The 23896-nt window shown below is 72.1% G+C and carries 22 protein-coding genes; 14 read left to right on the forward strand and 8 right to left on the reverse strand.

The window, feature by feature from the left end; translation table 11 throughout:
* Nucleotides 1-37 precede the first annotated feature (37 nt).
* A complete protein-coding gene (locus POL72_RS01495) occupies nt 38-2026 on the reverse strand; it encodes a sigma 54-interacting transcriptional regulator (RefSeq protein ID WP_272093130.1) in 1989 nt (662 codons plus the stop codon).
* A 256-nt stretch (nt 2027-2282) separates the two neighbouring features.
* Between POL72_RS01495 and POL72_RS01500 the strand changes: the two genes are divergently transcribed.
* Together POL72_RS01500 and POL72_RS01505 are read left to right on the forward strand one after the other, a co-directional pair.
* The gene (locus tag POL72_RS01500) at nt 2283-2597 is read left to right on the forward strand and encodes an Mpo1-like protein (RefSeq protein WP_272093131.1); all 315 of its coding nucleotides are present in this window, start codon (nt 2283-2285) and stop codon (nt 2595-2597) included.
* Nucleotides 2598-2940: 343 nt separating this feature from the next.
* A complete protein-coding gene (locus tag POL72_RS01505) occupies nt 2941-3759 on the forward strand; it encodes an SDR family NAD(P)-dependent oxidoreductase (protein WP_272093133.1) in 819 nt (272 codons plus the stop codon).
* 18 nt (nt 3760-3777) lie between these two features.
* Here POL72_RS01505 and POL72_RS01510 read toward each other — a convergent pair whose 3' ends face one another.
* Together POL72_RS01510 and POL72_RS01515 are read right to left on the reverse strand one after the other, a co-directional pair.
* A complete protein-coding gene (locus POL72_RS01510; RefSeq protein WP_272093134.1) occupies nt 3778-5637 on the reverse strand; it encodes a response regulator in 1860 nt (619 codons plus the stop codon).
* 207 nt (nt 5638-5844) lie between these two features.
* Entirely contained in the window at nt 5845-6768 is a 924-nt protein-coding gene (locus POL72_RS01515) for a ferritin-like domain-containing protein (RefSeq protein ID WP_272093136.1), read from the reverse strand.
* Nucleotides 6769-7259: 491 nt separating this feature from the next.
* Between POL72_RS01515 and POL72_RS01520 the strand changes: the two genes are divergently transcribed.
* Together POL72_RS01520 and POL72_RS01525 are read left to right on the forward strand one after the other, a co-directional pair.
* A complete protein-coding gene (locus POL72_RS01520) occupies nt 7260-8819 on the forward strand; it encodes an HAD-IG family 5'-nucleotidase (RefSeq protein ID WP_272093138.1) in 1560 nt (519 codons plus the stop codon).
* A 49-nt stretch (nt 8820-8868) separates the two neighbouring features.
* On the forward strand, nt 8869-9195 hold the full coding sequence (locus POL72_RS01525) for a hypothetical protein (protein ID WP_272093140.1): 327 nt from the start codon (nt 8869-8871) through the stop codon (nt 9193-9195).
* Nucleotides 9196-9225: 30 nt separating this feature from the next.
* Here POL72_RS01525 and POL72_RS01530 read toward each other — a convergent pair whose 3' ends face one another.
* Nucleotides 9226-10017, reverse strand: a complete 792-nt coding sequence (locus POL72_RS01530) for a formylglycine-generating enzyme family protein (RefSeq protein ID WP_272093142.1) — start codon at nt 10015-10017, stop codon at nt 9226-9228.
* 170 nt (nt 10018-10187) lie between these two features.
* Between POL72_RS01530 and truD the strand changes: the two genes are divergently transcribed.
* From truD to POL72_RS01570, 8 genes are all read left to right on the forward strand, one after another.
* On the forward strand, nt 10188-11450 hold the full coding sequence (gene truD / locus POL72_RS01535; RefSeq protein ID WP_272093144.1) for a tRNA pseudouridine(13) synthase TruD: 1263 nt from the start codon (nt 10188-10190) through the stop codon (nt 11448-11450).
* A 58-nt stretch (nt 11451-11508) separates the two neighbouring features.
* Nucleotides 11509-12276, forward strand: coding sequence for a MotA/TolQ/ExbB proton channel family protein (locus tag POL72_RS01540; RefSeq protein ID WP_272093145.1), 768 nt, complete (start codon nt 11509-11511; stop codon nt 12274-12276).
* Nucleotides 12276-12779, forward strand: a complete 504-nt coding sequence (locus tag POL72_RS01545; RefSeq protein WP_272093147.1) for an ExbD/TolR family protein — start codon at nt 12276-12278, stop codon at nt 12777-12779. Before POL72_RS01540 ends, POL72_RS01545 begins: the two co-directional genes overlap by 1 nt.
* 19 nt (nt 12780-12798) lie before the next feature.
* On the forward strand, nt 12799-13818 hold the full coding sequence (locus tag POL72_RS01550; RefSeq protein WP_272093148.1) for an energy transducer TonB: 1020 nt from the start codon (nt 12799-12801) through the stop codon (nt 13816-13818).
* A 68-nt stretch (nt 13819-13886) separates the two neighbouring features.
* Complete coding sequence (locus POL72_RS01555; RefSeq protein ID WP_012236950.1) at nt 13887-14360, forward strand: cyclic nucleotide-binding domain-containing protein; 474 nt, start codon at nt 13887-13889, stop codon at nt 14358-14360.
* 106 nt (nt 14361-14466) lie between these two features.
* On the forward strand, nt 14467-15165 hold the full coding sequence (locus POL72_RS01560) for a hypothetical protein (RefSeq protein ID WP_272093150.1): 699 nt from the start codon (nt 14467-14469) through the stop codon (nt 15163-15165).
* Nucleotides 15166-15422: 257 nt separating this feature from the next.
* Nucleotides 15423-16862, forward strand: coding sequence for an amidophosphoribosyltransferase (gene purF, locus POL72_RS01565; protein WP_272093152.1), 1440 nt, complete (start codon nt 15423-15425; stop codon nt 16860-16862).
* Between the two features lie 32 nt (nt 16863-16894).
* Nucleotides 16895-17881, forward strand: a complete 987-nt coding sequence (locus tag POL72_RS01570) for a hydroxymethylglutaryl-CoA lyase (protein WP_272093153.1) — start codon at nt 16895-16897, stop codon at nt 17879-17881.
* Nucleotides 17882-17936: 55 nt separating this feature from the next.
* Here the strand turns inward: POL72_RS01570 and POL72_RS01575 are convergent, their stop codons facing one another.
* Entirely contained in the window at nt 17937-19583 is a 1647-nt protein-coding gene (locus POL72_RS01575; RefSeq protein WP_272093155.1) for a putative metal-binding motif-containing protein, read from the reverse strand.
* Between the two features lie 11 nt (nt 19584-19594).
* The gene (locus tag POL72_RS01580) at nt 19595-20146 is read right to left on the reverse strand and encodes a hypothetical protein (protein ID WP_272093156.1); all 552 of its coding nucleotides are present in this window, start codon (nt 20144-20146) and stop codon (nt 19595-19597) included.
* A 145-nt stretch (nt 20147-20291) separates the two neighbouring features.
* Between POL72_RS01580 and POL72_RS01585 the strand changes: the two genes are divergently transcribed.
* Nucleotides 20292-21269, forward strand: coding sequence for a lamin tail domain-containing protein (locus POL72_RS01585; protein WP_272093158.1), 978 nt, complete (start codon nt 20292-20294; stop codon nt 21267-21269).
* A 76-nt stretch (nt 21270-21345) separates the two neighbouring features.
* Here POL72_RS01585 and POL72_RS01590 read toward each other — a convergent pair whose 3' ends face one another.
* On the reverse strand, nt 21346-22143 hold the full coding sequence (locus POL72_RS01590) for a peptidylprolyl isomerase (RefSeq protein ID WP_272093159.1): 798 nt from the start codon (nt 22141-22143) through the stop codon (nt 21346-21348).
* A 66-nt stretch (nt 22144-22209) separates the two neighbouring features.
* Between POL72_RS01590 and POL72_RS01595 the strand changes: the two genes are divergently transcribed.
* Entirely contained in the window at nt 22210-22959 is a 750-nt protein-coding gene (locus tag POL72_RS01595) for a DUF192 domain-containing protein (protein WP_272093175.1), read from the forward strand.
* Nucleotides 22960-22998: 39 nt separating this feature from the next.
* Here POL72_RS01595 and POL72_RS01600 read toward each other — a convergent pair whose 3' ends face one another.
* Nucleotides 22999-23853: an MBL fold metallo-hydrolase gene (locus POL72_RS01600; RefSeq protein ID WP_272093176.1), complete on the reverse strand. Its 855-nt coding sequence runs from the start codon at nt 23851-23853 to the stop codon at nt 22999-23001.
* Nucleotides 23854-23896 lie beyond the last annotated feature (43 nt).

The raw sequence follows: 23896 nt of genomic DNA on the forward strand, positions 1-23896 counted from the left end.
CGATCGATCGGGCGGCCGGACGCCCGCCCGGCGAGGGCTAACGAGCGACGCCGTAGCCGAGCTTCTTGATGCCGTAGACCTTGATCTTGTGCTGGAGCGTTCGCAGCGGCAGCTCGAGGCGACGCGCCGCCTCCGTCTGGTTCCAGTCCGACGCGCGCAGCGCCTCAAGCAGGAGCTCGGCCTCGATCTGATCCAGGCGCGTCTTGAGGCCGACCGTGGGGGCCGCCGCCTGCCCCGGATCGGACGCGCGCGAGGGCAGCGGCTCGGACGGGCGCGAGGGCAGCGGCTCGGACGCGCGCTGGGAGAGGGCCGGCCCGACGCCGGGCTCGGACGAGCGCGAGACGTCGACGGCGCGGGAGGGCGTGGGCGGCGAGCTGGGAGAGGTCACCGCCAGGCGGATGCGCTCGGGGAGATCGCGCGCCATGATCGCCTCGCCCTCCGCGATCACCACCGCCCGCTCGATCGCGTTCCGGAGCTCACGCACGTTGCCCGGCCACGAGTAGCACTTCAGGAGGGCCAGCGCCTCGGGCGCGAGCGACTGGACCCTGCTGATGTTCGCCGAGTTCGCCTGCGCCAGGAAGCCCGCCGCGAGCGTCGCGATGTCGTCGCGACGCGCGCGGAGCGGCGGGATGCTCAGCGTCATCGCGTTCAGCCGGTAGAGCAGATCGAGCCGGAACGTGCCCGCGTCGCACATCGCGTCGAGATCGCGGTGCGTCGCCGCGATCACGCGGACATCGACCTCCAGCTCCTTGGTCGCGCCGACGCGCGTCACCCGCTTGGTCTCGAGCACGCGCAGGAGCGCGGCCTGCGCGGCCGCGGGCAGCTCGCCGATCTCGTCGAGCAGGACCGTGCCGCCGGTGGCCGCCTCGAAGACGCCCTTGTGCTGCTGGCTCGCCCCGGTGAAGGCGCCGCGCTCGTGGCCGAAGAGGGTGCTCTCGACGAGCAGCGCCGGGATCGCCCCGCAATTCACGCAGATGAGCGGCTCGCCGCGGCGCGGGCTGCGGTCGTGGATGAACCTCGCGAGCACCTCCTTGCCCGTCCCGGTCTCGCCGCGAAGGAGCACCGGTATCGAGGAGCGCGCGGCCCGCAGCGCCACCTCGACGAGCGAGCGCATGAGCGGGCTCTTGGTCGCGAGGAGGTGGCCGTCGGCCTCCCACTGGCTCTCCGGCGGCGCGCCCGGCGGGCCCGCCTCGTCGGGCGGCCGGGTGCTGTCGACCTTCGGCGCAACGTAGAACAGCGCGCCCTCCGGGGGCGCGAGGCGCACGGGCTCGGCGGGCGTGGCGCTCCGCGACGCCTCGTGGCTGACCTCGATGAGCTTGTCGATGGACGTCGCGGCGTCGGGGGACACGGCGACCCCCGAGACCAGCACGGGCTCGCCCTCGCGGCGCGCGACGATCGCCTTCGCGAGCTCCTCGGCGAGCTCGGGGGTGACCTCGGGGAGCAGGATCTCGAGGGTGTCGGCGCTGTAGAACGCGACGCGATCGACGGGCCTCAGCGCCTCGCGCACGCGGAGCCCCCAGTGGCGGAGGTGGCTCGCCTGCGCGCCGAGCGAGCGGACCACGACGAGCGCGAACTTGCGGCCGAAGAACCTGGACCGCACGATCTCGGCCTGGAGCGCGAAGCGGAGCGCGTCGGAGCCCTCCAGGCCGAACGGGGGCATCTCGCCCCCGGAGAGCACGTGGACCGACGCGACGATGCCGCCGAGCAGCACCTCGTCCCCGGCCTTGACCACGCCGCTCTCGACCCGCTGCCCTGAGATGCGCGTCCCGTTGCGCGAGCCGAGGTCCTCGACCACGACCTCGCCGCCCACGAGCGTGAAGCGCGCGTGCCGCCGCGAGATGCTCCTGTCCCGGATCACCACGTCGGCCGGGGGCTCCCTGCCGACGACGACGCCGACGCCGGGGTTCATCGGGGCCATCTCGACGCCGTCATGATGGTAGACGAGCAGGAGCACACGCCGCTTCTCCGAGCGCGCGCCCTGGAGGAGCTCCCCTGTCTTGATGGACAGCGGCGCGGTCGTCGCCATGGGGCCGGTCCTGTAACCGCTCACACTGCCCAACTACGCCTCATTCCTTCCAACGGCAACCGGGAAGCGGCGGCGCCCCCGGCCTTCGACGAAGGCGCGCGGGGGCGAGCAGTCCGCCTAGCGCTCGCGGCGCTCGCGGCGCTCGCCTCGCCGCGTGTCCGCGCCGCCGACGGGCGTTTTCGGCGTTTTCGCTGCCCGCGCGCGCTTTCGAAGGCCGGGGGCGCCGCGCGGGGCGTCCGCATGGTAAGGAGGTCGTATGCTCCGCCTCAACGCCGAATGGACACAGGTGCTCCGCCGGTACAAGGAAGACCACCAGGATCCACGCAACCAGGCGTGTCACCAGGTCGGCATACCGCTGATCGTCGCGAGCTTCCCGGTGGGCGCGACGCTCATCGGCCTCCCGCTCGCGGCCGCGATGTTCACGACGGGCTGGGGCTTCCAGTTCGTGGGCCACTACTTCGAGGGAAAGAAGCCGTCGTTCGTGGACGACAAGCGGAGCTTGGTCATCGGCGTGCTCTGGTGTCTCGAGAAATACGGCCTGCGCGTCTTCGAAGAGACGAAAGCCCCCTGACGCTCCTCGCCAGGCGCTTCCCAAGCGCGGTCCACGTGCACGGCTGTGACGTGGACAGATCGGCCTCCTGCCTCGGAAAACCATGGAACATGGTTTTCTCTGCCACTGTGCTGCATCGCGCAAAGCTTTCTTGACGTGATGAACGCACGGTCGTACCTGTGTCGCGGGCGGGCGACGACTCTTCCTCTCTCGGGTTCTCGGCAGGCACCGCGCCCGCCGGCGCATCGACGTCCGTCCAGCGCGTGCGCCTGTCCCAGCGAGCTCCCGGAGCTTTGTGACCGGCCCACCGCAGGCGATGAGATGGACGAGGACGAGGAGGCGGGGGATGGGGGGTGCGGGGAGCATGAGGGGGAAAGTCGCCGTGATCACGGGGGGCACCTCGGGGATCGGGCTCGCGACGGCATCCGCGCTGGCGCGGCAGGGCGCCCGGGTGACCGTGCTCTGTCGCCGGACCGGCTCCGACGGCGCGAGGAAGCTCGCCGCGCTGAAGGCGCTGGGCGAGGTCAGCCTCATCGAGTGTGACCTCGGCCGGCTCGCCTCCGTACGCGCGGCGGCCCGCCAGGTGGCCGACCGGTGTCGGGTCGTTCACCTGCTCGTGAACAACGCGGGCGTGTTCCTGCGTGAACGAGCGGAGTCGGCCGACGGCCTCGAGATGACGTTCCAGGTGAACTACCTGTCGCATTTCCTGCTGTCGAACCTGCTGCTCGACCGGCTCAAGGCCGCGCGCGACGCGCGCGTCGTCAACATGGTCGCGCCGGTGGACAGCATCCGGCTCGACTTCGACGATCTCATGTCGAAACGCTCCTATTCGTTCCTCTCCGCCTCCGCGCGGTCGAAGCTCGCGCTCGTGCTCGCGGCGCGCCGCCTCTCGGAGAGGCTCTCGAGCACCGGAGCCCAGGTGCTCTGCTACTACCCTGGCCTCGTGCGCTCAGGGCTGTTCGAGGGGACATCGCGCGTCCTCAAGGCGCTGATCGACGTCGTGGGCGCGACCCCGGCGCAGGCCGCCGCGAACCTCCTCGCGATCCTGGCCGACACGGCGCCCACCGGAAGCCCCGCCTTCTTCGAGCGGACCAGGGCGAGGCCGCTCAAGGGAATGGCGACCGACGCCGAGGCGGCCTCGCGGCTCTGGGAGATGAGCTCGAGGCTCGTCGGCTTCACCTGAACGGACGCCCCACCCGGCTCATCGAGGTCCGCGCTTCTTGAGCTCCGCAGCGAGCGACGACTGCACGCGCTCGACCTCCCGGCCGATGGCCCGCACCGCCTCCGTCGCGCTCTCGAGCGTCCCCGCGCGGGCCTCCCGATCGAGCCGCGCGCAGAGCTCCTTCAGGCTGAAGGCCGCGAGCGCGTCGGCGCTCTCGTAGAGCGCCCAGGCGAGCCGCTCGAGCTCGCCGAGCGCGCCCTGCGCCGCGGCGTCGCGCATCGAGGCCACCCGGGTCGGGGCCTCCGTGAGGAAGAGCTCGATCACCTCGGTGACGACGTCGGGCTCGACGGCGCGCAGCCCGCCCCGCGTCCGCAAGGAGGCGGGCTGGCCGCGCTTCGACGTCGACGGGGGCGAGGGCGTGACCAGGGTCGGCGGAGCGAGCTCCACGCTCGGCGGCGCGCCGTCGAGGTGGGCGGCCTCGTACGCGCCGGACCGCGACGCCGCGCCGGGAGGCCGCCGCGCGCGGTCGCCCTCGTCCTGCCTCGGCGGCTTCGATGAGGCCGCCGCTCGCGGCGACCTCGGCGGGTGCGCGCGCGCCCCGGCGGACATGTGCTCCGGCGGCAGCCCTGCGAGCAGCCGCAGGCTCGAGTGCAGCTGCGCGCGCCGGATCGGCTTGATGAGCACGGCGTCGACCTCGGCGCGGCTGGGCGCCTCCCTGCCGGGGTAGGTCATGAGGCCGACGCGAACGGGCGCGATCGCGGGGTCCGCCTTGATGTGCTGGAGCAGCCTCAGGCCGTCGAGATCGGTCAGCTCGAGGTCGATCAGCACCATGTCGTAGTCGGCGCCGGCGTCCGCCGCCTCGCGCAGCGCGGCCAGCGCGGCGGCGCCGCTGCCCGAGGTGCGGCAAGCGAGCCCGAGCTCCTCGATCAGCTTTCGCACCACCTGGCGCACCGAGCCGCTGTCGTCGACCACGAGCACCCGCTTCCCGGGCAGGTCGATGCGCGGGATGAGCGCGCGCTCCGCGCCGCGCGCGCGCCGCTCGAACGGCAGCGCGAACGAGATCCCATGCCGGCGCGCATCGATGTCCGCGGGCTCGCAGAGCTCGCCGCCCATCGCGACGACCAGGCGCTTCGCGACGGCCAACCCGGACGCCACGCCGAGATCCCGCCCGGGCGCAGGCCGCGCTCCCCCGGCCGGCGCGCCCGACGCGCCCGGCGCCGCCGCGCCGTCCGCGCGCCCTGCCCCGCCCGTGAGGCGGACATCGAAGCGCACCCGCGCGCGCGATCGCTCGGGCGCGGCGTCGAGCCTGCCCTTCGCCTCGTCGTTGCGGGCCGCGTCCAGCGCGGCGCGCACCAGCACCTCGCCTCGGGGCGCCGCGCCGATCGCGGTCGCCACGACGTTCTGCAGGATCTGCCGCAGCCGGGCGGCGTCTCCGCGCACCGCCGCCGGCACGTCCGGGTCGACGTCGAGCACGAGCTCGGTCCCGTCATCATGCGCGCGATCGCCGAGCAGCTCCGCCGCGTCCTCGATCGCCCGGCGCAGATCGAAGTCGGCGTGATCGACGTGCGGCCCGCGGCCGTCCGGCTGGCCGAGCGAGATGAGATCGTCGACCATCGAGAGCACCGCGTCGCCGCTGCTCCGGATGCGCCGCGCCCAGGAGCGCTGCTCCGGGTCGAGCTCGCTGTCGAGCAAGAGGCTGCTGAACCCGACGATCCCGCTGAGCAGCGCCCGGATCTCGTGCCGCATCTGCGCGACAGCGCTCGCCTCATCCTCCTCATGGGCGAGCGCCCACGGCCGCGCGGCCGGCTCCTGCGGCGCGAGCGCGCGCTCCGCGGACTCGCTGCTCCTCGTGCCGGGGCTGCTCTCTGGACCGCTCCGGCGCTGCTCTTTGCCTGCCATCGACGCCCCGCCACGCCTCAGCCGCCCGCCCCACGCGGACCCCACGGCGCCGGAGCTTCAAGTGTACTGCTTACAATGCCCCGGAGAGAAGCTCGCCGTGCGCGCCGCGATGAGCGCTCCGCGCCATCTCCACGTCATCCACGCCATCCACGTCATCCACGCCATCCACGCCATTTGCGCAATGTCAGCGCGCGATGTCAGCGTCCGTCAGCTCCGGCGCCCCGCATCCCGCGCCACGGCGGGGGCGCTCGGCGGCTTCTCCCGCGGCCCGCGAGGCGCGTGGGGGCGGCGCGCGTCCCCGAGCGCCGTCACGACGACGCGCTCGCGATCGACCGCCGCTTCCGCCGAGAGCACGCTGACGGCCGACGGGTCCTCGGACGACGCGAGCGCGCGCCGGCTGTGCCCGAACAGGCGCAGGAGCAGCTCCGGCGGGGCGAAGTCGAGGTCGCTCTCGTGGACGAAGAGCCGCCCGAGGTGCTCGGCGTAGGCGCTGGCGAGCACTTGGAAAGGGATCCTGTCGAAGGCGAGCGCGCGCCGGCGGCTCGCGGCCGCCGACCCGAGCAGCGCCGCGAAGAGGGTCGTGTAGATGGCGCGCAGCCTGATCCGCATCGAGGGCGGGCTGCGCTTCAGGGCCTCGCGCAGGAAGTGGACGTTGAGCGGGACGTGGAACGACTCGTCGCGCGTCAGGATCGTCAGCATCTGGCGCACCGCCGGGTACCGGGCTTCCCGCAGCGCGAGGCGGTAGGTCGTCGAGCCGATGGTCTCGAACATGAGGTTCGTGAGCACGATCGTCTCCACCCGCCTCGCGCGGCCGTACAGGCGGTAAAAGGTGCCGGTGACGCGGCCCATCGGCCGGACCTCGCCGCCGATGTGCGCGAGGAACTTCGTGAGCAGCTCGCGGTGCCACCCCTCCTCGTCGCCGTAGAGCCGCAGGCACTCGCCGAGCTCGGGGTCCCAGCCGCTCACCTCGTCGGCCAGGGCATGCGCCTGCATGAGGCCGGACTCCTCGGCGCGGAACGCGGCGTTGAAGAACGCGATCGCGGCCTGGCGCTCTCCCTCGCTCTCCCACGCGATCGGCCGGGAGAGGTCGAGCTCTTCCTCGTACATCCGCTCCGCGCGGCGGCGCAGCATGGTGAGCCACCACGAGGTGGGACGCTGGACGGGAGGCTTGCGGGAGATCGTCTGGGGCGCTGCAAAAAGCATCGGGCAAGGAGCCCGTCGGTGGCGGATGAGGAGCCGTCTCCTCGATCGCACAGGACGGGACGGGGCGGGCGGCACCATAGCGCAGTTGTTCGGCGCGGCGCACCCGGGTGCGCGGCGCGCGCGTCGCGAAGGCGCGCGCCGAGGGCGGAAGGCAGCTCGGGGTCGACGGCTCCCTGCGCGCTCGCGCGATCGCCCCGACGGGCGGCGCCGGGCGGACGACCCGGGGGGCATGTCGCTCGGGGGCACACGCCGTGCAACCGCCGTGCAACCGCCGTGCAACCGCCGTGCGTGGCCCGACTCGACGCCGCGCGGCGCCGCGCCAGACCACGCGACGCCCCCCCGCGCAGAGCGAGACGCGCGTTCGTCGCCGAGGCGCCCTTTGTACGCCCCCCCGGGTGGGATACCATAGTCGACCCACTGTGTTCTTCGAGCAGCTCGAGCTCCCCCTCGGAGGGCTCTATCCCCAGACCGAGCCCACGCGCATCCCACGGACCCGGCGCGTCTTCGTCAACCGCAACCTCAAGCTGGCGGGGATCGACTGGGTCGGCTTCGACATGGACTACACCCTGGCGATCTACAACCAGACCGAGATGGACAACCTCTCGATCCAGGGGACCGTCACGAAGCTCGCGGCGCGAGGCTACCCCGAGGAGCTCCTGCGGCGCCTCCGCTATCCGATCCACTTCCCGATCCGCGGCCTGCTGATCGACAAGCGCTTCGGCCACGTGCTCAAGATGGACCGGTTCAAGGTGGTCCAGCGCGGGTACCACGGCCTCCGGGAGCTCACGAAGGACGAGCTCCGGTCGCTCTACCAGCACCGCAAGATCCGGCCGAACACCGCCCGCTACCACTGGATCGACACGCTCTACGCGCTGAGCGAGGCCACGCTCTACGCCGGCATCGTCGACGCCCTCGAGGAGCGCGGCGTCGCGCTCGACTACGCGCGGCTGTTCACCGACATCCGCGAGTGCATCGACGAGGCGCACCGGGACGGCACCATCCTCGACGTCGTCCTGTCCGACCTGCCGCGCTTCGTCGAGCGGGACCCGAACCTGGCGCAGACGCTCCACAAGTTCCGCTCGGCGGGCAAGAAGCTCTTCTTGCTCACGAACTCGCGCTGGCCGTTCACCGAGAAGATGATGACGTACCTGCTCGGGGACGCGATGCCCGAGTACCCGAGCTTCCGGCACTACTTCGACGTCATCGTCGTCGCCGCGCAGAAGCCGGCGTTCTTCCAGGAGCGCCGCCCGCTGCTCATCCGCGACGGCGCCGAGCCCCGCCCCGCCACGGCGCCGCTCGAGCGCGGCGCCATCTACGAGGGCGGCAACCTCAACGACTTCGAGAAGTTCCTGAACATCTCCGGCGATCGGGTCCTCTACGTCGGCGATCACATCTACGGCGACATCCTCCGCTCCAAGAAGGAGAGCGCGTGGCGCACGGCGATGATCATCCAGGAGATGGAAGCGGAGGTCGCCGCCCACGAGTCCTGCCGCCGCGAGCACATGGAGAGCGCCCTGCTCGAGGGGCGCCGCGAGGAGCTCGAGGACCAGCTGCGCTTCTACCAGCAGCGCTACAAGGACCTCACCCGCAAGATCGAAGAGGAGCAGCAGAAGAGGAACGGCGCGACCAACGGGGGCGGAGCGCCGCTGCTCGCGGAGGCGAACGGCGAGCACGTCCGGATCGACTACGCGACGTCGTTCTACGAGGCCGAGCGGGGCCGCACCAAGCGCGCGGTCGAGCGCATCCGCGGCCAGCTCCGGGCCGTCGACGCGGAGGTCGGCAAGCTGGAGCGCGAGATCGCCCGCCGCTTCCACCCCTACTGGGGCTCGCTGCTCAAGGAGGCGAACGAGACGTCCAGCTTCGGCGATCAGGTCGAGGAGTACGCCTGCATCTACACGTCCCGCGTCTCGAACCTGCTCGCCTACTCGCCGCTGCAGTACTTCAGGAGCCCGCGCGACCTGATGCCGCACGAGCTCTGATCGCCGAGGCCTCCGCGCGGGTGCGCGGGCGCCGCATGAGGAGATCGCCATGAGCATCGCCCGCCCCCGCCCGCTGTTCGTCGCGCTCGTCGCCCCCGCCCTCCTCGTCGCCGGCTCCGCCGGCTGCGGCAAGCGGGCCTGCTTTCACTGGACAGAGCTCGAAGGGGCGTGCCCGTCGAGCGACGAGGCGCGCGTGTTCTTCGAGAACCCAGGCTGCGTGAGCTCCATCGAGTCCATCGACAGCGAGGCGGATTTCGACGGCGAGCTCTGCTGCTACGACGTCACCACGGTCGACACCGGCGACGAGGAGTGCACGACGGTGCAGGGGCCGATGTCCGGCGGCGCCGGCGGCGGACGCCCCCCCATACCCAAGTAGCCCGGGGCGCAGCGCGCGGCCTGCGCCGCGTCACTTGCAGCAGCGGAAGCCGGTCGAGTAGTCGTGGTACCCGGGCGAGTGCGCGGTGGTCTTGTACTCGCAGCCGTCGCCGTGCTTGGCGCTGTCGAGGTAGTAGCCGCCGCGGAAGGTCCCGCGCGGCGCGCTCGTCCACTCGTGCAGGTTGCCCACCATGTCGTTGACGCCGAAGCTGCTCCTGCAGCGGCGGAACGCGCCCGCGGGCGCCAGCGTGCCCGGGAGCTGGTTCAGGCGGTCGTCGTTCATGTTGGCCCACGTGAACGCCGACAGCGGGGCCTCGCCCCCCTGGCCGAAGTAGCGGTTGAACGACGAGACGCCGCTGTCGTTGCAGGCGCCGCGCTCCCGCTCGCGTCCGTAAGGGAACACCGTCGCGCGCTTGCCCTTGCACGCGGTGACCCACTCGTCGTCCGTGCAGAGCCGCTTGCCGGCGTTCTGGCAGGCGGCCTCGGCCTGATCCCGGCTGACGTACGCCTGCGGCTTCACGCCGCGCCGGCTCACCGCCTTCACCTTCAGCTTGCCGACCGGCTCGAACGGCGAGTGCCGGCGCTTTCCGCCGCCGGAGAGCAGCTCGACGGTGCTCGCCTCGAAGCGATCGATGCAGAACGTCCCGCGCACCGAGGCCATTCCTGCGGGGCACGCGGCGCGCGCGGCGGCGGCCGGCCGTGGGCTCGGCAGCCCGAGGACCGCGAGGCCGAGCGCCGCGACGCCCGCGGCGAAGAGCGGCGAGCGCGCGAGCGACAGGACGGGCCGGCGCGCGAGGGGGTGAGGCGGGAGAGGCGGTCGCATCGCGGAGAGGCCCAGACCCGGGGCGAGCTTCCGGCCATAGCCGATCCCCGGCGCGGCGGGCAAATTGCCGCAGCTCGCGGAGGCGGGCCCGGAGGCGCGTGTGCGCGCTGCTGCGTGCGCGCGCTGCTGGCGCTGGACGAGCGGGCGATTTCGGTCACGCTGCCGCTCCCATGACAGCCACCGCCCCGCCCGACGCGGGCGCCACGGCCGCGGGCTCGCGCGGCGACCTCCCCGCGCCCGCGGGCTCGCCCGACGATCTTCCCGCGGCCCTGCTCCGGAGCTCCCCCGCCGACTTCGTCGTCGAGGAGCTCCCCGCCTATGCGCCGAGCGGCCGCGGCGAGCACGTGTTCGTGACCTTCCGCAAGACGGGGCGCAACACCCCCGACGCGGTCCGGGCCATCGCGCTCGCGCTCGGGGCCGACCCGGGCGGCGCCGGCTTCGCCGGCATGAAGGACCGGCACGCGATCACGACGCAGACCGCGTCGTTCCAGCTCCCCCTCGCGCAGGACCCAGCGCCCCTGCTCGAGAAGGCGGAGCTGCCCGGGATCGAGGTCCTCGCGGTCACCCGCCACGACAACAAGCTCAAGCCGGGGCACCTCCTCGGCAACCGGTTCAGGATCGCGCTCCGGGGCATCGCCCCCGCGGCGCTCCCGCTCGCCGAGCAACGCCTCGCCGAGATCGGCCGCGCCGGCGTGCCGAACGCGTTCGGGCCTCAGCGGTTCGGAAGGAACGGCGACAACCCCGAGCGCGCGCTCGCGTGGATCTCGGGTCGGGAGCGCGGGCCCCGCGACAAGCGCGAGCAGCGGCTGCTCTTCTCGGCGCTCCAGTCGCTCTGGTTCAACGAGGTGCTCGCGCGCCGCGAGGCGGACGGCACCTGGAGCGCCGTGCTCCCCGGCGATCTCGCCAAGAAGCGCGACAGCGGCGGGCTGTTCCTCGTGCCGCTCGAGGGCCCGGAGCTCGCGGACGCCGAGGCGCGCGCCGCCGCGCTCGCGATCTCGGCGACGGGCCCGATGTTCGGCCGGAAGATGCGCTGGCCCGAGGGCGCCCCGGGCGCGCTGGAGCGCGAGGTGCTCACGGCGGCGATCGGCGACCCTCGCAAGCTCGACGCGTTCGCCCACGCCGGAGAAGGCACGCGGCGCCCGCTGCGCCTGGAGGTGGACGACCTCGAGGTGTCCGCCATGGAGGCGACCGCCGGGGACGCGGCGGTGAGAGCCACCACGCGAGAAGCCGCGGACGATCCGGATGTACGGCACGGAATCGTCGTCTCGTTTGTGCTACCGAAGGGCGGCTACGCGACGACCGTCCTTGGGCGAGTCTTCCGGCTCGTCGACGCCTCCGCCCCCCGGCCCCCCATCGGCAGGCCTGGGGCGGCGAGCGCCCCTCCTCCGGAGGAGGACGAAGTCGAGGAAGGGCAGCCCGCCGTCGATCCGTAAATGGTCTTCGAAGCGCGGCTCCCACCCACCCCCCATCGGAAAGGCACCAAGGAACAAGATGAACCTCGTCGAGTGGCTGCAGCGCATCATGGTCGGATTCGGGGCCGCCTGGGTCATGTGGTTGATGATCGCGCTCAGCGTCGTCTCGGTCGCCATCATCCTGGAGCGCGCCTGGTTCTTCTGGTCGCTCCGCGACGACCTCACCGTCCTCGCGCGGGATCTCAAGACGTCCCTCGACGATTCCATCGAGGCGGCGCGGCGGCGGATGGACGCCTCGCCCTCGGCCGAGGCGGCGGTCGTCGCGGCCGGCCTCGCGGTGGCGCACCAGGGCCCCGAGGCGGCCGAGGAGGCCATGGCCGGCGCCGCGGCGCTCCAGCGCATGAAGCTGGAGCGGCGCCTCGCCTACCTGGGCACGCTCGGCAACAACGCGCCGTTCATCGGGCTGTTCGGCACCGTCATCGGCGTCGTCGGCGCCTTCGACGCGCTCGGCCAGGCGGCGAAGACGCCCGTGGCGCAGGCGACGTCGCAGGCCATGGCGCCGCAGGCGGTCATGTCGAGCATCGCCGAGGCGCTCGTCGCGACCGCGGTCGGCCTCGCGGTCGCCATCCCGGCGGTCGCCGCGAACAACTTCTTCCAGCGCATGATCAAGTCGACGCTCGCCAACACCGAGGCGCTGACGCGCGTCCTGCTCGCGCACCTCAAGATCGATCCGGCGTTCGCCGGGGCCGCGCCCACCGCCGCCGTCGAGCAGCCGCGGGGCAAGGCCGCGAGGGCGTCGCGGCAGGAAGAGCACAAGAAGGGCGGCGCGGGCGAGGAGGAGCGCTGATGGCCGGCATGAGCCGCAACGACGATGACGAGATGATCAGCGGCATCAACGTCACGCCGCTCGTCGACATCACCCTCGTCCTCCTCATCATCTTCATGGTGACGGCCAAGATCATCGTCTCGCAGTCGCTCCCCCTCGATCTGCCGAAGGCGGCGCAGGGGCAGGAGGTGCAGCTCATCTTCGGTCTCGAGCTGCACGCGAACGGCGACACGCTCGCCGACGGCAAGAAGCTCGCGAGCGAGGACGCCATCCTGCCGATCGCGCGCGAGGCCCAGGCGAAGAACCCGGAGCTCCGCGCCGTGATCCGCGCCGACACGACGGTCCCGCACGGCCGGGTGATCCGCGCGCTCGATCTGCTGAAGCAGGCCGGCGTCTCCAAGATCGCGTTCGGCGTGACGCCGATCGCGCCCGAGCCCGGCGCGGCCCCGGGTACGGCGCCGGGCGCCCCTGCCGCGCCTGCCCCGGCGGCCCCCGCGCCCGCAACCCCGAGCCCCGCGCCGTGAGCGCGCCGAGCGAGACCTTATGAGCCAGGTCACGAGCGATCGCGCCGCGGGGGCGGTCCACGACGGCCGCCGCCGAGACGAGCGCGGCGGCGCCGAGCCCGGGGGAGCCAAAGATCCCTCGCCCGCCCTCGCCTCGCGCGCGCCGGGCCGCGCCGCCGATCGCCGGCGCGGCGCGGATCCGCTCGCCGCGGTGCTCGCCCTCGGCGACCGCGCGTCGCGCGTCGGCGCCTTTCTCGGGGTCACGCTGGCGGTCACGAGCCACGGCGCGGCCTCGGCCCGGGCCATCGTCTCGGGGTCGCTGCGCGACATGCGGCACGTGGTCGGGGAGATGCGCGCCGGCATCCACGACTACCTCTGGGCGATCTACGAGGTCGACGTCCCGCCGCCGAAGGTCGAGCAGCCCAAGCCGCCGGAGCCCGAGCCGCCGCCGCCGGCGCCCGAGCCCGAGCCTGTCCCCAAGGTCGCGCCGCCTCCCCAGGCGAACACCCCGCCGCCCAAGGACGACCCGTACGACCCGCCCCCCGCCGCCGCCGCGGCCGCGAAGGTCCTGACGAAAGAGCCGGATCCGGACGAGGTCCTCGACATGACCGATCGCGGGATCGCGAGCGGCGACGGGCAGGGCGTCGGCTACGGCCAGGTGGCCGGCGCGGGCACGGCGAAGACCCCCACGTTCAACCCGAACGCGAAGGTCGGGGGCGTCGTGGGCGGCAAGGGCACGGGCGACCCCGTCCCGCCCCCGCCCCCCGCGGGGCCGGACCGCTCCGCGCCGCCCGGGCTGATCGGCAGCAGCAACTGGAACTGTCCTTTCCCTCCGGAGGCCGACGTCGACCAGATCGACCAGGCGAAGGTCGTCCTCATGGTCACGGTGCGCCCCGACGGCAGCCCGCTCTCGGTCAAGGTCGTCAGTGATCCTGGCCACGGCTTCGGTCGCTCCGCGCGCATGTGCGCGCTCGGCCGCCGCTACAACCCCGGCAAAGATCGCTCCGGCGCCTCGATCGCCGCCACGACGCCGCCCATCACGGTGACGTTCACGCGCTAGCCGCTCGCCGCGAGCTCCCTTTAAATTCGCTCCGCGCCCTCCGCCTCGGTTATCCTCGCCGGCGGCTTGTGATCGTCCCCGAACGGATCGAGCAGCTCTCGAAGGTCCCTCTCTTCAAGGGCCTCACCCCGGCCGCGCTGGAGCTCATCTCACGCGTCGCGAGCGAAGAGACGCACGCCCTCGGCACCAAGATCTTTCAGCACGGGGATCCGGGCGACAAGCTCTACATCCTGCTCGAAGGCAAGGTCCGGATCAGCCGGGAGATCGCCGGGATCGGCGAGGAGGCGCTCGCGGTGCTCGGCCCGGGCGCCGTGTTCGGCGAGATGGCGCTGCTCGACGAGGCCCCCCGCTCCGCCGACGCGCGCGTCCACGAGCGCTGCCGGTTGCTCACCGTGTCGAAGGACGCGTTCGAGGACCTGCTCTTCCTGCACAAGGAGCTCGCGTACGAGGTCCTCTGGAACGTCGTCCGGATGCTCGTCCAGCGGCTCCGCGAGACGAACAACAAGCTCACGTTCCTCTCCGTCTCAGGCAAATTCGAGTAGAGTGCCGGCCAGATCGCCCGGCGACCGTGGGCGCGCGCGCCAGCGCGGCGCGGCCTGCCGCACGGGGGGCGGCGTTCGGCTCGAACTCAACGTTCCTTGGAGGACCATGGCAGCCAGAATGAAGCACGCAGCGCTCGCCCTCGCGCTCTGGATGGGCGCCTTCGCAGGAGCCTGCGGCTCCAGCACGCCGCCGCCCGAGACGGCGGCGGACAAGAACGACTTCGACGGCGAGTCGAGCCCGGACGAGGGCAAGGCGACCGCCGACGCCGAGGGCGCGAAGCCCGCGAAGCCGGGGAAGGACGCGGAGGCGCAAGAGCACCAGGAGGAGCCCGCGGCTCCCGCCAAGTCGACGCCGCTCCAGGCGACCAAGTTCGAGGCGGATCTGAAGAAGATCGGGATCAACCTCAAGAAGATCCCCGCGCTCGAGAAGCTCCCGGCGGGGCAGAAGAAGAAGGTGATGCCGCTGCTCCAGAAGGCGCTCGGCTACGACACCTGCGAGGGCTGCCACGTCGAGGGCGACTTCAAGAAAGAGACGCGGAACATGAAGGTCGCCCGCGAGATGTGGCGCAACTTCGTGGCGCCGCTCCGCAGCGAGAGCGGCGGAACCCTCTTCTGCGACAGCTGCCACGCCGGGAACGAGCACGTCCTGAACCGCAAGGACAAGAAGGCCCTCCAAGCGTTCATGGAGGAGGAGTACCAAAACAAGGTTTCCCGGGCGAGCAAGGAGGACATGGAGTGCGGCACGTGTCACGGCGACGCCATGGAGACCAAGATCATCGAGAAACTCTGGAACATCCCGAAATGACGGGAGCCATCTGGACGCCGCGCGAGGCGCTTGTCCAGCAGCGGGGCACGGCGGAATCCGGCGAAGCACCATCGCCGTGCCCGCCGGATATTCGTTAACCGCCTTACCTTTCAACCGGAGCGGCCTCGAGGCCTGCCTGCGCTCCGATCTCGCACCAGCGTCCACCTCCCGCCTGCGCCGGCGCTCGGCCGCCTCATCATTGACGAGAGATCGCCATGACGGTGGGTCATGCACCGTTTTCGTACTAGATAGGCGGCATGTGCGGTGTGTTCGGAATCTTTGGCCACCCCGAGGCGGCCAACATGACCTACCTCGGGTTGCACGCGCTCCAGCATCGAGGGCAGGAGTCGGCGGGTATCGTCAGCAGCGACGGGGAGCGCCTCTTCGGCCACCGCGCCATGGGGCGGGTGCAGTCCGGCTTCGCTCCGTCCGATCTCGCGACGCTGCCCGGCGAGCGCGCCATCGGCCACGTCCGCTACTCCACCGCGGGCGGCTCGCACCTGAAGAACGCGCAGCCGCTGGGCGTCGACTACGCGCGCGGCTCGCTGGCGGTCGCGCACAACGGCAACCTCACGAACCATGAGGCCCTGCGCGATCGGCTCGAGGCGCGCGGCTCGATCTACCAGACCGCGAGCGACACCGAGTCGATCGTCCACCTCATCGCGATGAGCAAGAAGGAAGCGCTGCGCGATCGCATCGCGGAGGCGCTCATGGAGGTGGAGGGCGCCTACTCGCTGCTCTTCTTGACCGAGCGCGAGCTCATCGCCGTGCGCGATCCGCGCGCGATCCGGCCGCTCTGCCTGGGCGAGATGGCGAGCGCGAGCGGCGTCGCCCACGTGGTCGCGAGCGAGTCGACGGCGTTCGACCTCATCGGCGCGCGCAAGGTGCGCGACGTCGCGCCGGGCGAGATGCTGATCATCAGCGCCGACGGCGTGCGCTCCGAGTTCCCCTTCGCGCAGGAGCAGCGCAAGCTCTGCATCTTCGAGCACGTCTACTTCGCCCGGCCCGACTCGACCCTCCAGGGCGTCAGCGTCTACGAGGTCCGCAAGGCGTTCGGCCGGCGCCTCGCCGCCGAGCAGCCGGTCGTGCCCGGCGACGATCTCGTCGTGATCCCCGTGCCCGACTCGGGCGTGCCGGCCGCGATCGGCTTCGCCGACCGCGCGCGCGCCCCCTTCGAGATGGGGCTCATCCGCAGCCACTACGTCGGCCGCACGTTCATCGAGCCGCAGCAGTCGATCCGGCACTTCGGCGTCCGGCTCAAGCTCAACCCGAACCGGGCGGTGATCGAGGGCAAGCGGGTCGTCGTCATCGACGACTCGATCGTCCGCGGGACGACGAGCCGGAAGATCGTCAAGATGATCCGCGACGCCGGCGCGCGCGAGGTGCACGTCCGCATCTCGAGCCCGCCCACGCGCTGGCCCTGCTACTACGGGATCGACACGCCGACGCGGTCGGAGCTCATCGCGTCGAGCCACTCGGTGGACGAGATCTCCAGCTACCTGACGGCCGACAGCGTCGGGTACCTGTCGCTGGAGGGCCTCGTCGAGAGCGTGCGATCCCTCGAGGTGCGCGCCGGGGACGCCGCCGGCGCGCGGCCGTCGGCGGACAGCTACTGCCACGCGTGCTTCTCCGGGAGCTACCCGATCTCCTTCACACCGGCCGCGCCGAACCGGCAGCTACGGATGGTGAGCGGTTGACGCTGCCCCGCTCCGGCGCCGAGGGTCCTCCGATGGCCGAGGGCACCGCCGCTCACGAGAGCGCGGATCGCGCCGCCGCCTCGGCGCCGCTCTTCGCCCGCGTCGCGGACGAGGTCTCGATCTTCGAGGTGAGCCCGCGGGACGGGCTCCAGAACGAGGCGGCGATGATCCCGATCGACGGCAAGCGGCGGCTCATCGCGGCGCTCGTCGCCGCCGGTCTCCGCAAGATCGAGATCACGAGCTTCGTCTCGCCGAAGTGGGTGCCGCAGCTCGCCGACGCCGAGGAGCTCGCGCGGACGCTCCCGGCCGAGCGGGGCGTGACCTTCAGCGCCCTGTGCCCGAACGCGCGCGGCCTCGAGCGCGCGCTCGCCGTGGGCCTGCGCGAGATCGCCGTCTTCCTGAGCTCGAGCGAGGCGCACAACCGCGCCAACATCAACAAGTCGATCGACGACACGCTCTCGGTGTTCTCGGAGATCGTCCCTCCGGCGCGCGAGGCGGGCCTCGCCGTGCGCGCCTACGTCTCGACCGTGTGGGGCTGCCCGTACGAGGGCGACGTCGACCCTGCCCGGGTCGTTCGCATCGCGGAGCGGCTCATCGACCTCGGCTGCTACCAGGTCTCCCTCGGCGACACGATCGGCGTCGGCACCCCGCGGCAGACGCACGACATCGTCCGCCGCTTCCTCGACGCGATGCCGCCCGAGCGGTTCGCGCTGCACCTGCACGACACGCGCGGCACGGCGCTCGCGAACATCCTGGTCGGCCTCGAGCTCGGGGTGCGCGACTTCGACGCGTCGGTGGCGGGCGTCGGCGGCTGCCCCTACGCGCCGGGCGCGGCGGGCAACATGGCGACGGAGGACCTCGTGTTCATGCTGCACGGGATGGGCGTCCGGACCGGCGTCGATCTCGACAAGCTGATCGAGGCGGGGAACGTCGCCGAGCAGGTCATCGGCCGCCCGCTCCCGGGCAAGGTCCACCGCGCCGGCCCGTTCCGGTTGCGCCGCCAGCCGACCCGGGACTGAGCGCGGCCCAGCGGGGCGCCGAGCCGGCGCGCCGCGCTCGGCCGCGAGGCCGCCCTCAGTCGCCCGCGATGCACCCGAGGCGCGTGAAGAAGACGTGGTGCTCGCCGCCCTCGCGATCGTCGCGGAAGAGGATGCCCACGTCGCCCTCCGGCCCGAACGTCGCGACCGGGCCGATGCTGTCGCGGGGCGCGAAGGTGAGCCGCTGCTCTGCGCTGATCGGCACGAGATCCGCGTTGACCGTGACCGCGTAGAGCTCGTAGCCGTCGTTCTGATCGCGATCGTCCGAGTAGATCGCGAGCAGCCGATCGCCGAGCGGGCGCAGGAACGGGTACCGGGAGCGGAAGGGCCCAGGGTCCGAGATGGGCGTGGGCGGCGTGAGGATCTGGCCGTCCTCCGAGACCGCCGCCGCATAGATGGCCTTGAGGCTCGCCGATTTGTCGAACCACGCGATGACGTAGCGATCGCGGTTCCAGACCACCGTCGGATAGACCGCGTCGGTCTCGCCGGTCGTCAGCGTGACGATCTCCGAGCGCGGATCGAGCTCGGCGGTGAACGTCCGGAACTGGATGAAATGCGTGGCCGCGTCGCCCGTGGACCACGCGACCCCGATGCCGCCCTGGCCGGCCGCCGCGGACGGCGCCTCGTTGCCGAGGCCGTTCGACGCCTCCGTGAGCTGGACGTTGTCGCCGATCAGGTTGCCGTCGATGTCGATGCGCTGCGCGAACAGATCGAAGAGGCCGTTGCGCTCGTCCTGCCAGACGGGGATGAACTCCGCGTCGTTCCAGGTGAGCGTCACGTTGACGGAGAAGCCGGGCGCCTTCGAGAGCCGCCGATCGCCGCCCTCCACCTTCTGGCCGTCCTCGTCGAGCAGGGAGAAGTACACCTCGTAGTCGCCGTCGCGCCGGTCCTGCCACGCGGCGCCGTACCGATCGCCGACCCACACGATCGGTCCGCCGGAGGCGTCGCCGTTCTTCGGCGTGATGACCTCCTCGCCCGGCGCGAGCGGCTGCCCGTCGACGCTGATCATCGAGCGGTACACGTTGAAGCCCTGCGTGGTCCCGGTGTAGAGCGACGCGTACGACGTCCCGCTCCAGGCGAGCCCGCCGGCGCCGGCCGGCGCGATGTCGCCCGAGATGCGGGTCGCGTCGGTGTCGAGCGGCACGAAGCGGGCCCCGTTGTCGACCGTGCCGTCGCAGTCGTTGTCGACGCCGTCGCAGATCTCGATCCCCCCAGGGAAGGCCGCGGCGCTCGCGTCGTCGCAGTCGTCGCCGCACGAGAGCGGCTCGCCGGGGATCGTGCCGGGCAGCGCCGCGCGGAAGCCGTCGCCGTCGATGTCGAGCGTCGACGGCCCGTAGATGCACGCCCCGGTCGCGCTCTCGCACGTGTCCTTGGTGCAGGGGTCGCCGTCGTCGCAGTCCACCGGCTCCAGCGCGACGCACTCCCCGCCGCGCCGCGGGGCCGCGCCCTCGGGCGAGGGCGCCGCGCCGCCGTCGGGCTGCCCCGCCTCGAAGAGCTGGCAGAACACGGGCTTGCAGAGATCCTCGACGCCGGGGCAGTCGGCGTCCACCTCGCACTCCGGCGCGGGCGGCGGGATGTTCAGCCCGGTCCGCGCCCCGCACCCCCCCGAGAGCGAGCCGCCGGCAAGGACCGTCCCGAGCAGGGCCGCCGCCAGCGCCGCCTTCCGGCGCGCGCGCCGACCCATGGCGTACCTCGTCACAGACATCCGCCCATCCCCGCGACGTCGATCGGCTCGCACACGAACCCGGGATCGCAGTTGACGTCGCCGCTGAGCGCGCAGAGCTCGACGCACTGGGTGCCCGAGCCGGTCACCACGCAGGCGAACCCGGCGCCGCACTGGCTGCCGCCGCTGCACGGATCGCCCTGCCGGCCTGGACCGGCCGGCGCGCAGTACGCGCCGTAGATCTCCTGCCCGCACGGCTCGTCCGGATACTGCACGTAGATGAAGCACCCCTCTCCCGGGGCGCAAAAGCCGCTCGACTGGTCGTACGGATCGCACGCGAAATCGGTGACCGGCGGCTCGGTGTCAGGACAGCCGGGGTCTTCGTACTCTTCGAGCGGATCCCTCCCCGCGTCGGAGCCGCCCCCCCCGCCGGTCGGGACCGGCGGAGCGCCGGCCTCGCCGCCGCCCCCGCCGTCTGCGGACGGATCGTCCACGATGACTGTCTGGCCGCAACCGACAGCGAGACCGAGCCCAGGGAGCGGTACGCAGAGGAGTGTCAGGAGGAGCGAGGAGCGCCGTCGCATGTCGCCATGCTATCGATTCCTCGCGCGCCCGCCATGCATTTGACAGCGATGGCAGTGTCCTGACGCCACGACGAGCGGTGGATCGTTTCCCCCAGGCTGCAATCCCACTTGCCTGTTGGCCGGCACTCTGATGTATCTCTCAACAATGCACACGCGCAACCTGCTCACCATCGCACTCCTCGCAGCCCCCCCTCTGGCGCTCGCCCCCCTCATGGCGTGCGGCGGTGACGACGAGACGGGAGGAGGTGGAGCGAGCTCCTCCAGCACCACCGCGAGCAGCTCCGGCGAAGGCGGCGGCGGCGGTGAGGCCGGCGCCGGCGGGGAAGGCGGCGCGGGCGGCGCCGGCGGCGCTGGCGGAGGAGACGGCGGCGGCGGCGCGGTCCCCGGTGAGCCGGCCGGCCACGTGCTGATCTCGGAGATCGTCGTCAGACCCGGAGCGGCCGAGTTCATCGAGATCTGGAACCCGACCGAGGCCGAGATCGACCTCACCAACTACTACCTTTCGGACAACAGCGTTTATTATGCCATCACCACGGGTACCGCCTGGGCGCCGACCGGCAGCGCAGGGACGGACTTCCTCGTCCAGTTCCCCCCCGGGACCATGATTCCTGCGGGCGGACGCCTCGTGCTGGCGAGCGATGACGGCTTCGAGCTCGAGTACCAGCGGTGCGCCGACTTCGCCCTGGACGAGACGCCCATCCCCTGCGGGGGGGACGACGTGCCGCCCATGATCGCGCCGACGAACGGCGCACTCGGGGCGCAATCGGGCGCGCTGCTCACCGACGGCGGAGAGATGGTGATCCTCTTCGAGTGGGACGGCACGGAGCGCAGCCCGCTCAAGGACATCGATTACGTCATCTGGGGCGAGGAGCTGGGGAACTCGGCGATGGCGTACAAGACCGGCAAGGCCGGTTATGCCGATGACACCGCGCGCGGCAGCCAGCGGCCGGCCGCTGCCGCCGGCAGCGGAGCGAGCCTGGTCCGCTGTAGCGATGTCGAGTTCGGCGAGCTCTTGACCGAAGGCAACGGCATCAGCGGGCACGACGAGACGAGCGAGTGGCTCGACATCAGCTTCACCGTGGCGTCCACGCCGACGCCCGGCGAAGAGAACGACTGCCCGTGAGCGCGCCCCCTCCGAGCTCGGCTCCTCGCCGCGGGGCGGCGGGAGCCCGGGCTCGGCGCGGGGCGCCCCGACGCGATCACTGCCGGGTGATCGTCACCTTCTTGATGACCGGCGGGGTGACCGGGCGTTCGCCCTTGACCTCGACGCCGGCCAGCTTGTGGACGAGCTCCTCGGGCCCGCACTCACCGAAGATGGTGTAGCCGTTGTCGAGGTGGAACGCCGCCGCGTCGGTGATGAAGAACTGCGCGGAGTTCGTGTTCTTGCCGCGGTTCGCCATGCACAGGAGCCCCGCGCGATCGTGGCTGCCGTCCTCCCAGACCTCGTCGGGGATGACGTAACCGGCCTCGCCGGTGCCGTTCTTCTTCGCGTCACCGCCCTGGATCATGAATCCCTTGATGATGCGGTGGAAGATCGTCCCGTCGTAAGCGGGCTTCTTCTCCCATGTCCCCTCCGGCGTCTTCCAGGGCCTGATCCCTCGCGCCAGGCCGACGAAATTGGCGACGGTGATCGGCGCCTTGTCGTCCAGCAGCTTGCAGGACAGCGTGCCGAGGTCGGTCTCGATCGACGCGGTCAACGTCTTGCCCGGCGGGAGCCCCTTGGTGGCGTCGTCGAGCGTCCACTTGCCCTTGACCGGGTCGTCCTCGCTGGGCTTGACCTCGGCGACCGGCTTCGCGGTGACCTTGCGCTTCTGCGGCTGAGGGCGCTCCTTCTCCGCCGTCTCCGCCTTGCCTCCGGCCAGCCCCGTCGACGCAGGCGTGGTCTTCGGCTTCGGCGCTTCTTCGGCCGTGGGCTCCGGGGTCTTCGAACATCCCGCGAGGGCCGAGAGCGTGGCGAGGGCGGCGATGGACTGAATGGCGAGGGTTCGAGCGTTCATCGTGCGACGATTTCCCGCGTCGCGGTCCAGCGGTCAAGGACGAGCGTCGCCGTGGTAGGAAGCGGCATGAGCTCGCGCTGCGCCCTCGCGACCCGTCCGTTCACCTCCGCGACGTCCGCCACGTCCGCCTCGCTCGCCATTCCCGCCGTGCTCGCCTCGCTCGTTCCCGCCCTGGGCACGCTGCTGCTCGGGCTCGCCCTTGGCGCATGCGAGCGCCGCGTCGACGAGCCCCTCCCGCTCACGCCCAGCAGCAACGTGGGCGACGTTGCGCCTCCCGCCTCGACCGGGACGCCTCCCGCCTCGACCGGGACGCCTCCCGCCTCGGCCGGGGGGCGGGAAGCCGGCCGCTGCATCCAGCCGACGGCGTCGACGCCGGAGCGACCGTCCCCGAAGCTCACCGGCCCGGATCCGGCGTGCCCCGACGACCCGACCGGCCCGTTCCAGCTCGCGACCGGCAAGGTGACCTTCCTCGAGGCCAAGGCCCCCGACGTCACCGTCGAGATCGCCAGGAGAGAGCAAGAGCGCATGCGCGGCCTCATGTACAGGACGAGCATGGGGGAGAACCGCGGGATGATCTTCGTCTTCCAGCAGCGGACCAATCACTCGTTCTGGATGCACAACACATGCATCCCGCTCGACATGCTGTTCATCGACAGCGACGGTACGATCGTGGGTATCGAGGAGAACACCCCGACGCTCAACGACTCGACCTTCGACGTCGGCTGTCCGTCGACGTACGTCCTCGAGCTGAACGCCGGCTGGGCGCGGCGCCACGGGGTCGTCGCAGGCCAGAAGGTGCGGCTCGACGGGATCTGACGCTCGCCCGAGCGGCGGCTCCTCGGCCGGCGCTCGCTCCTAGATCCCCGTGAACAGACCGAGCTGGCGCGGGGCAGCCGGCGGCCCGAGCGACGAGCGCGCCGCGCCGGGCGGAGGGGCCGGCGGCGGCGCCGCCGCGTCGAGGACGAGCGGCCCCCGAGGCGGCGCGGCGACGAGGCGCGCGCGCCGGCCGACGAGCGCGTCACGGGCGGCGTCGAGCGCGAGGTCCGGGCGGTTGTTGACCTCCGAAAGGTGCATCAGCGCGACCGTGTGGGTGCCGCCGGGCAGCGCCGCCAGCAGCTCGCACGCCTGCGCGTTCGACAGGTGGCCCCGCGCCGAGCGGATCCTGCGCTTGAGGTGCTGTGGGTACGGGCCGGCCTCGAGCAACCCGGGGTCGTAGTTCGACTCGAGCATCACCACATCGCAGCCGGCGACGTGCTCCAGGAGCCCCGGAGGGACCTCGCCGAGATCCGTCACGAGCGCGGCCCGCCGCGCGCCGTCGTCGACGACGAGCGCGACCTGCGCCGCGTCGTGCGGCAGCGGCTTCGGCGAGAAGGTGAGCGCGCCGACAGCGAACGGCTCGCGCGACGAGAAGCCCCGGACGCGCTCTGGATCGCCGAGCTCCGCCGCGCGCGCGGTCGCCTCCGAGGCGTAGATCGGGATCTTGTGCTTCTTGTTGTACCTGGCGGCCACGCCCACATGGTCGGCGTGCGCGTGTGTGATGACGATCGCGTCGGGCAGCAGCCTGCCGTCCGCGCCGCCCGCGGCCGCCGCCGAGAGGCACTGCTCGAGCACCCGCGGCCCGACGCCCGCGTCCACGAGGACCCGCGTGCCACGGGAAGCGAACAGCGTGGCGTTGCCTCCGCTCCCGCTCGCGATGATGGTGATCTTCATACCGGGCTCCGGGGACCGGACTACAGGCGGCTCCGTGACCCGT

Origin of the sequence: Sorangium aterium, assembly GCF_028368935.1 — a bacterium.
GTDB lineage: Bacteria > Myxococcota_A > Polyangia > Polyangiales > Polyangiaceae > Sorangium > Sorangium atrum.

What these genes read in the sequence shown, in the direction of transcription:
- POL72_RS01495 (WP_272093130.1), bottom strand. Translation starts at nt 2,026, where the DNA reads ATGGCGACGACCGCGCCGCTGTCCATCAAGACAGGGGAGCTCCTCCAG.
- POL72_RS01500 (WP_272093131.1), top strand. Translation starts at nt 2,283, where the DNA reads ATGCTCCGCCTCAACGCCGAATGGACACAGGTGCTCCGCCGGTACAAG.
- POL72_RS01505 (WP_272093133.1), top strand. Translation starts at nt 2,941, where the DNA reads ATGAGGGGGAAAGTCGCCGTGATCACGGGGGGCACCTCGGGGATCGGG.
- POL72_RS01510 (WP_272093134.1), bottom strand. Translation starts at nt 5,637, where the DNA reads ATGGCAGGCAAAGAGCAGCGCCGGAGCGGTCCAGAGAGCAGCCCCGGC.
- POL72_RS01515 (WP_272093136.1), bottom strand. Translation starts at nt 6,768, where the DNA reads ATGCTGCGCCGCCGCGCGGAGCGGATGTACGAGGAAGAGCTCGACCTC.
- POL72_RS01525 (WP_272093140.1), top strand. Translation starts at nt 8,869, where the DNA reads ATGAGCATCGCCCGCCCCCGCCCGCTGTTCGTCGCGCTCGTCGCCCCC.
- POL72_RS01530 (WP_272093142.1), bottom strand. Translation starts at nt 10,017, where the DNA reads ATGCGACCGCCTCTCCCGCCTCACCCCCTCGCGCGCCGGCCCGTCCTG.
- truD (WP_272093144.1), top strand. Translation starts at nt 10,188, where the DNA reads ATGACAGCCACCGCCCCGCCCGACGCGGGCGCCACGGCCGCGGGCTCG.
- POL72_RS01540 (WP_272093145.1), top strand. Translation starts at nt 11,509, where the DNA reads ATGAACCTCGTCGAGTGGCTGCAGCGCATCATGGTCGGATTCGGGGCC.
- POL72_RS01545 (WP_272093147.1), top strand. Translation starts at nt 12,276, where the DNA reads ATGGCCGGCATGAGCCGCAACGACGATGACGAGATGATCAGCGGCATC.
- POL72_RS01550 (WP_272093148.1), top strand. Translation starts at nt 12,799, where the DNA reads ATGAGCCAGGTCACGAGCGATCGCGCCGCGGGGGCGGTCCACGACGGC.
- POL72_RS01560 (WP_272093150.1), top strand. Translation starts at nt 14,467, where the DNA reads ATGGCAGCCAGAATGAAGCACGCAGCGCTCGCCCTCGCGCTCTGGATG.
- purF (WP_272093152.1), top strand. Translation starts at nt 15,423, where the DNA reads ATGTGCGGTGTGTTCGGAATCTTTGGCCACCCCGAGGCGGCCAACATG.
- POL72_RS01570 (WP_272093153.1), top strand. Translation starts at nt 16,895, where the DNA reads ATGGCCGAGGGCACCGCCGCTCACGAGAGCGCGGATCGCGCCGCCGCC.
- POL72_RS01575 (WP_272093155.1), bottom strand. Translation starts at nt 19,583, where the DNA reads ATGGGTCGGCGCGCGCGCCGGAAGGCGGCGCTGGCGGCGGCCCTGCTC.
- POL72_RS01580 (WP_272093156.1), bottom strand. Translation starts at nt 20,146, where the DNA reads ATGCGACGGCGCTCCTCGCTCCTCCTGACACTCCTCTGCGTACCGCTC.
- POL72_RS01585 (WP_272093158.1), top strand. Translation starts at nt 20,292, where the DNA reads ATGCACACGCGCAACCTGCTCACCATCGCACTCCTCGCAGCCCCCCCT.
- POL72_RS01590 (WP_272093159.1), bottom strand. Translation starts at nt 22,143, where the DNA reads ATGAACGCTCGAACCCTCGCCATTCAGTCCATCGCCGCCCTCGCCACG.
- POL72_RS01595 (WP_272093175.1), top strand. Translation starts at nt 22,210, where the DNA reads ATGAGCTCGCGCTGCGCCCTCGCGACCCGTCCGTTCACCTCCGCGACG.
- POL72_RS01600 (WP_272093176.1), bottom strand. Translation starts at nt 23,853, where the DNA reads ATGAAGATCACCATCATCGCGAGCGGGAGCGGAGGCAACGCCACGCTG.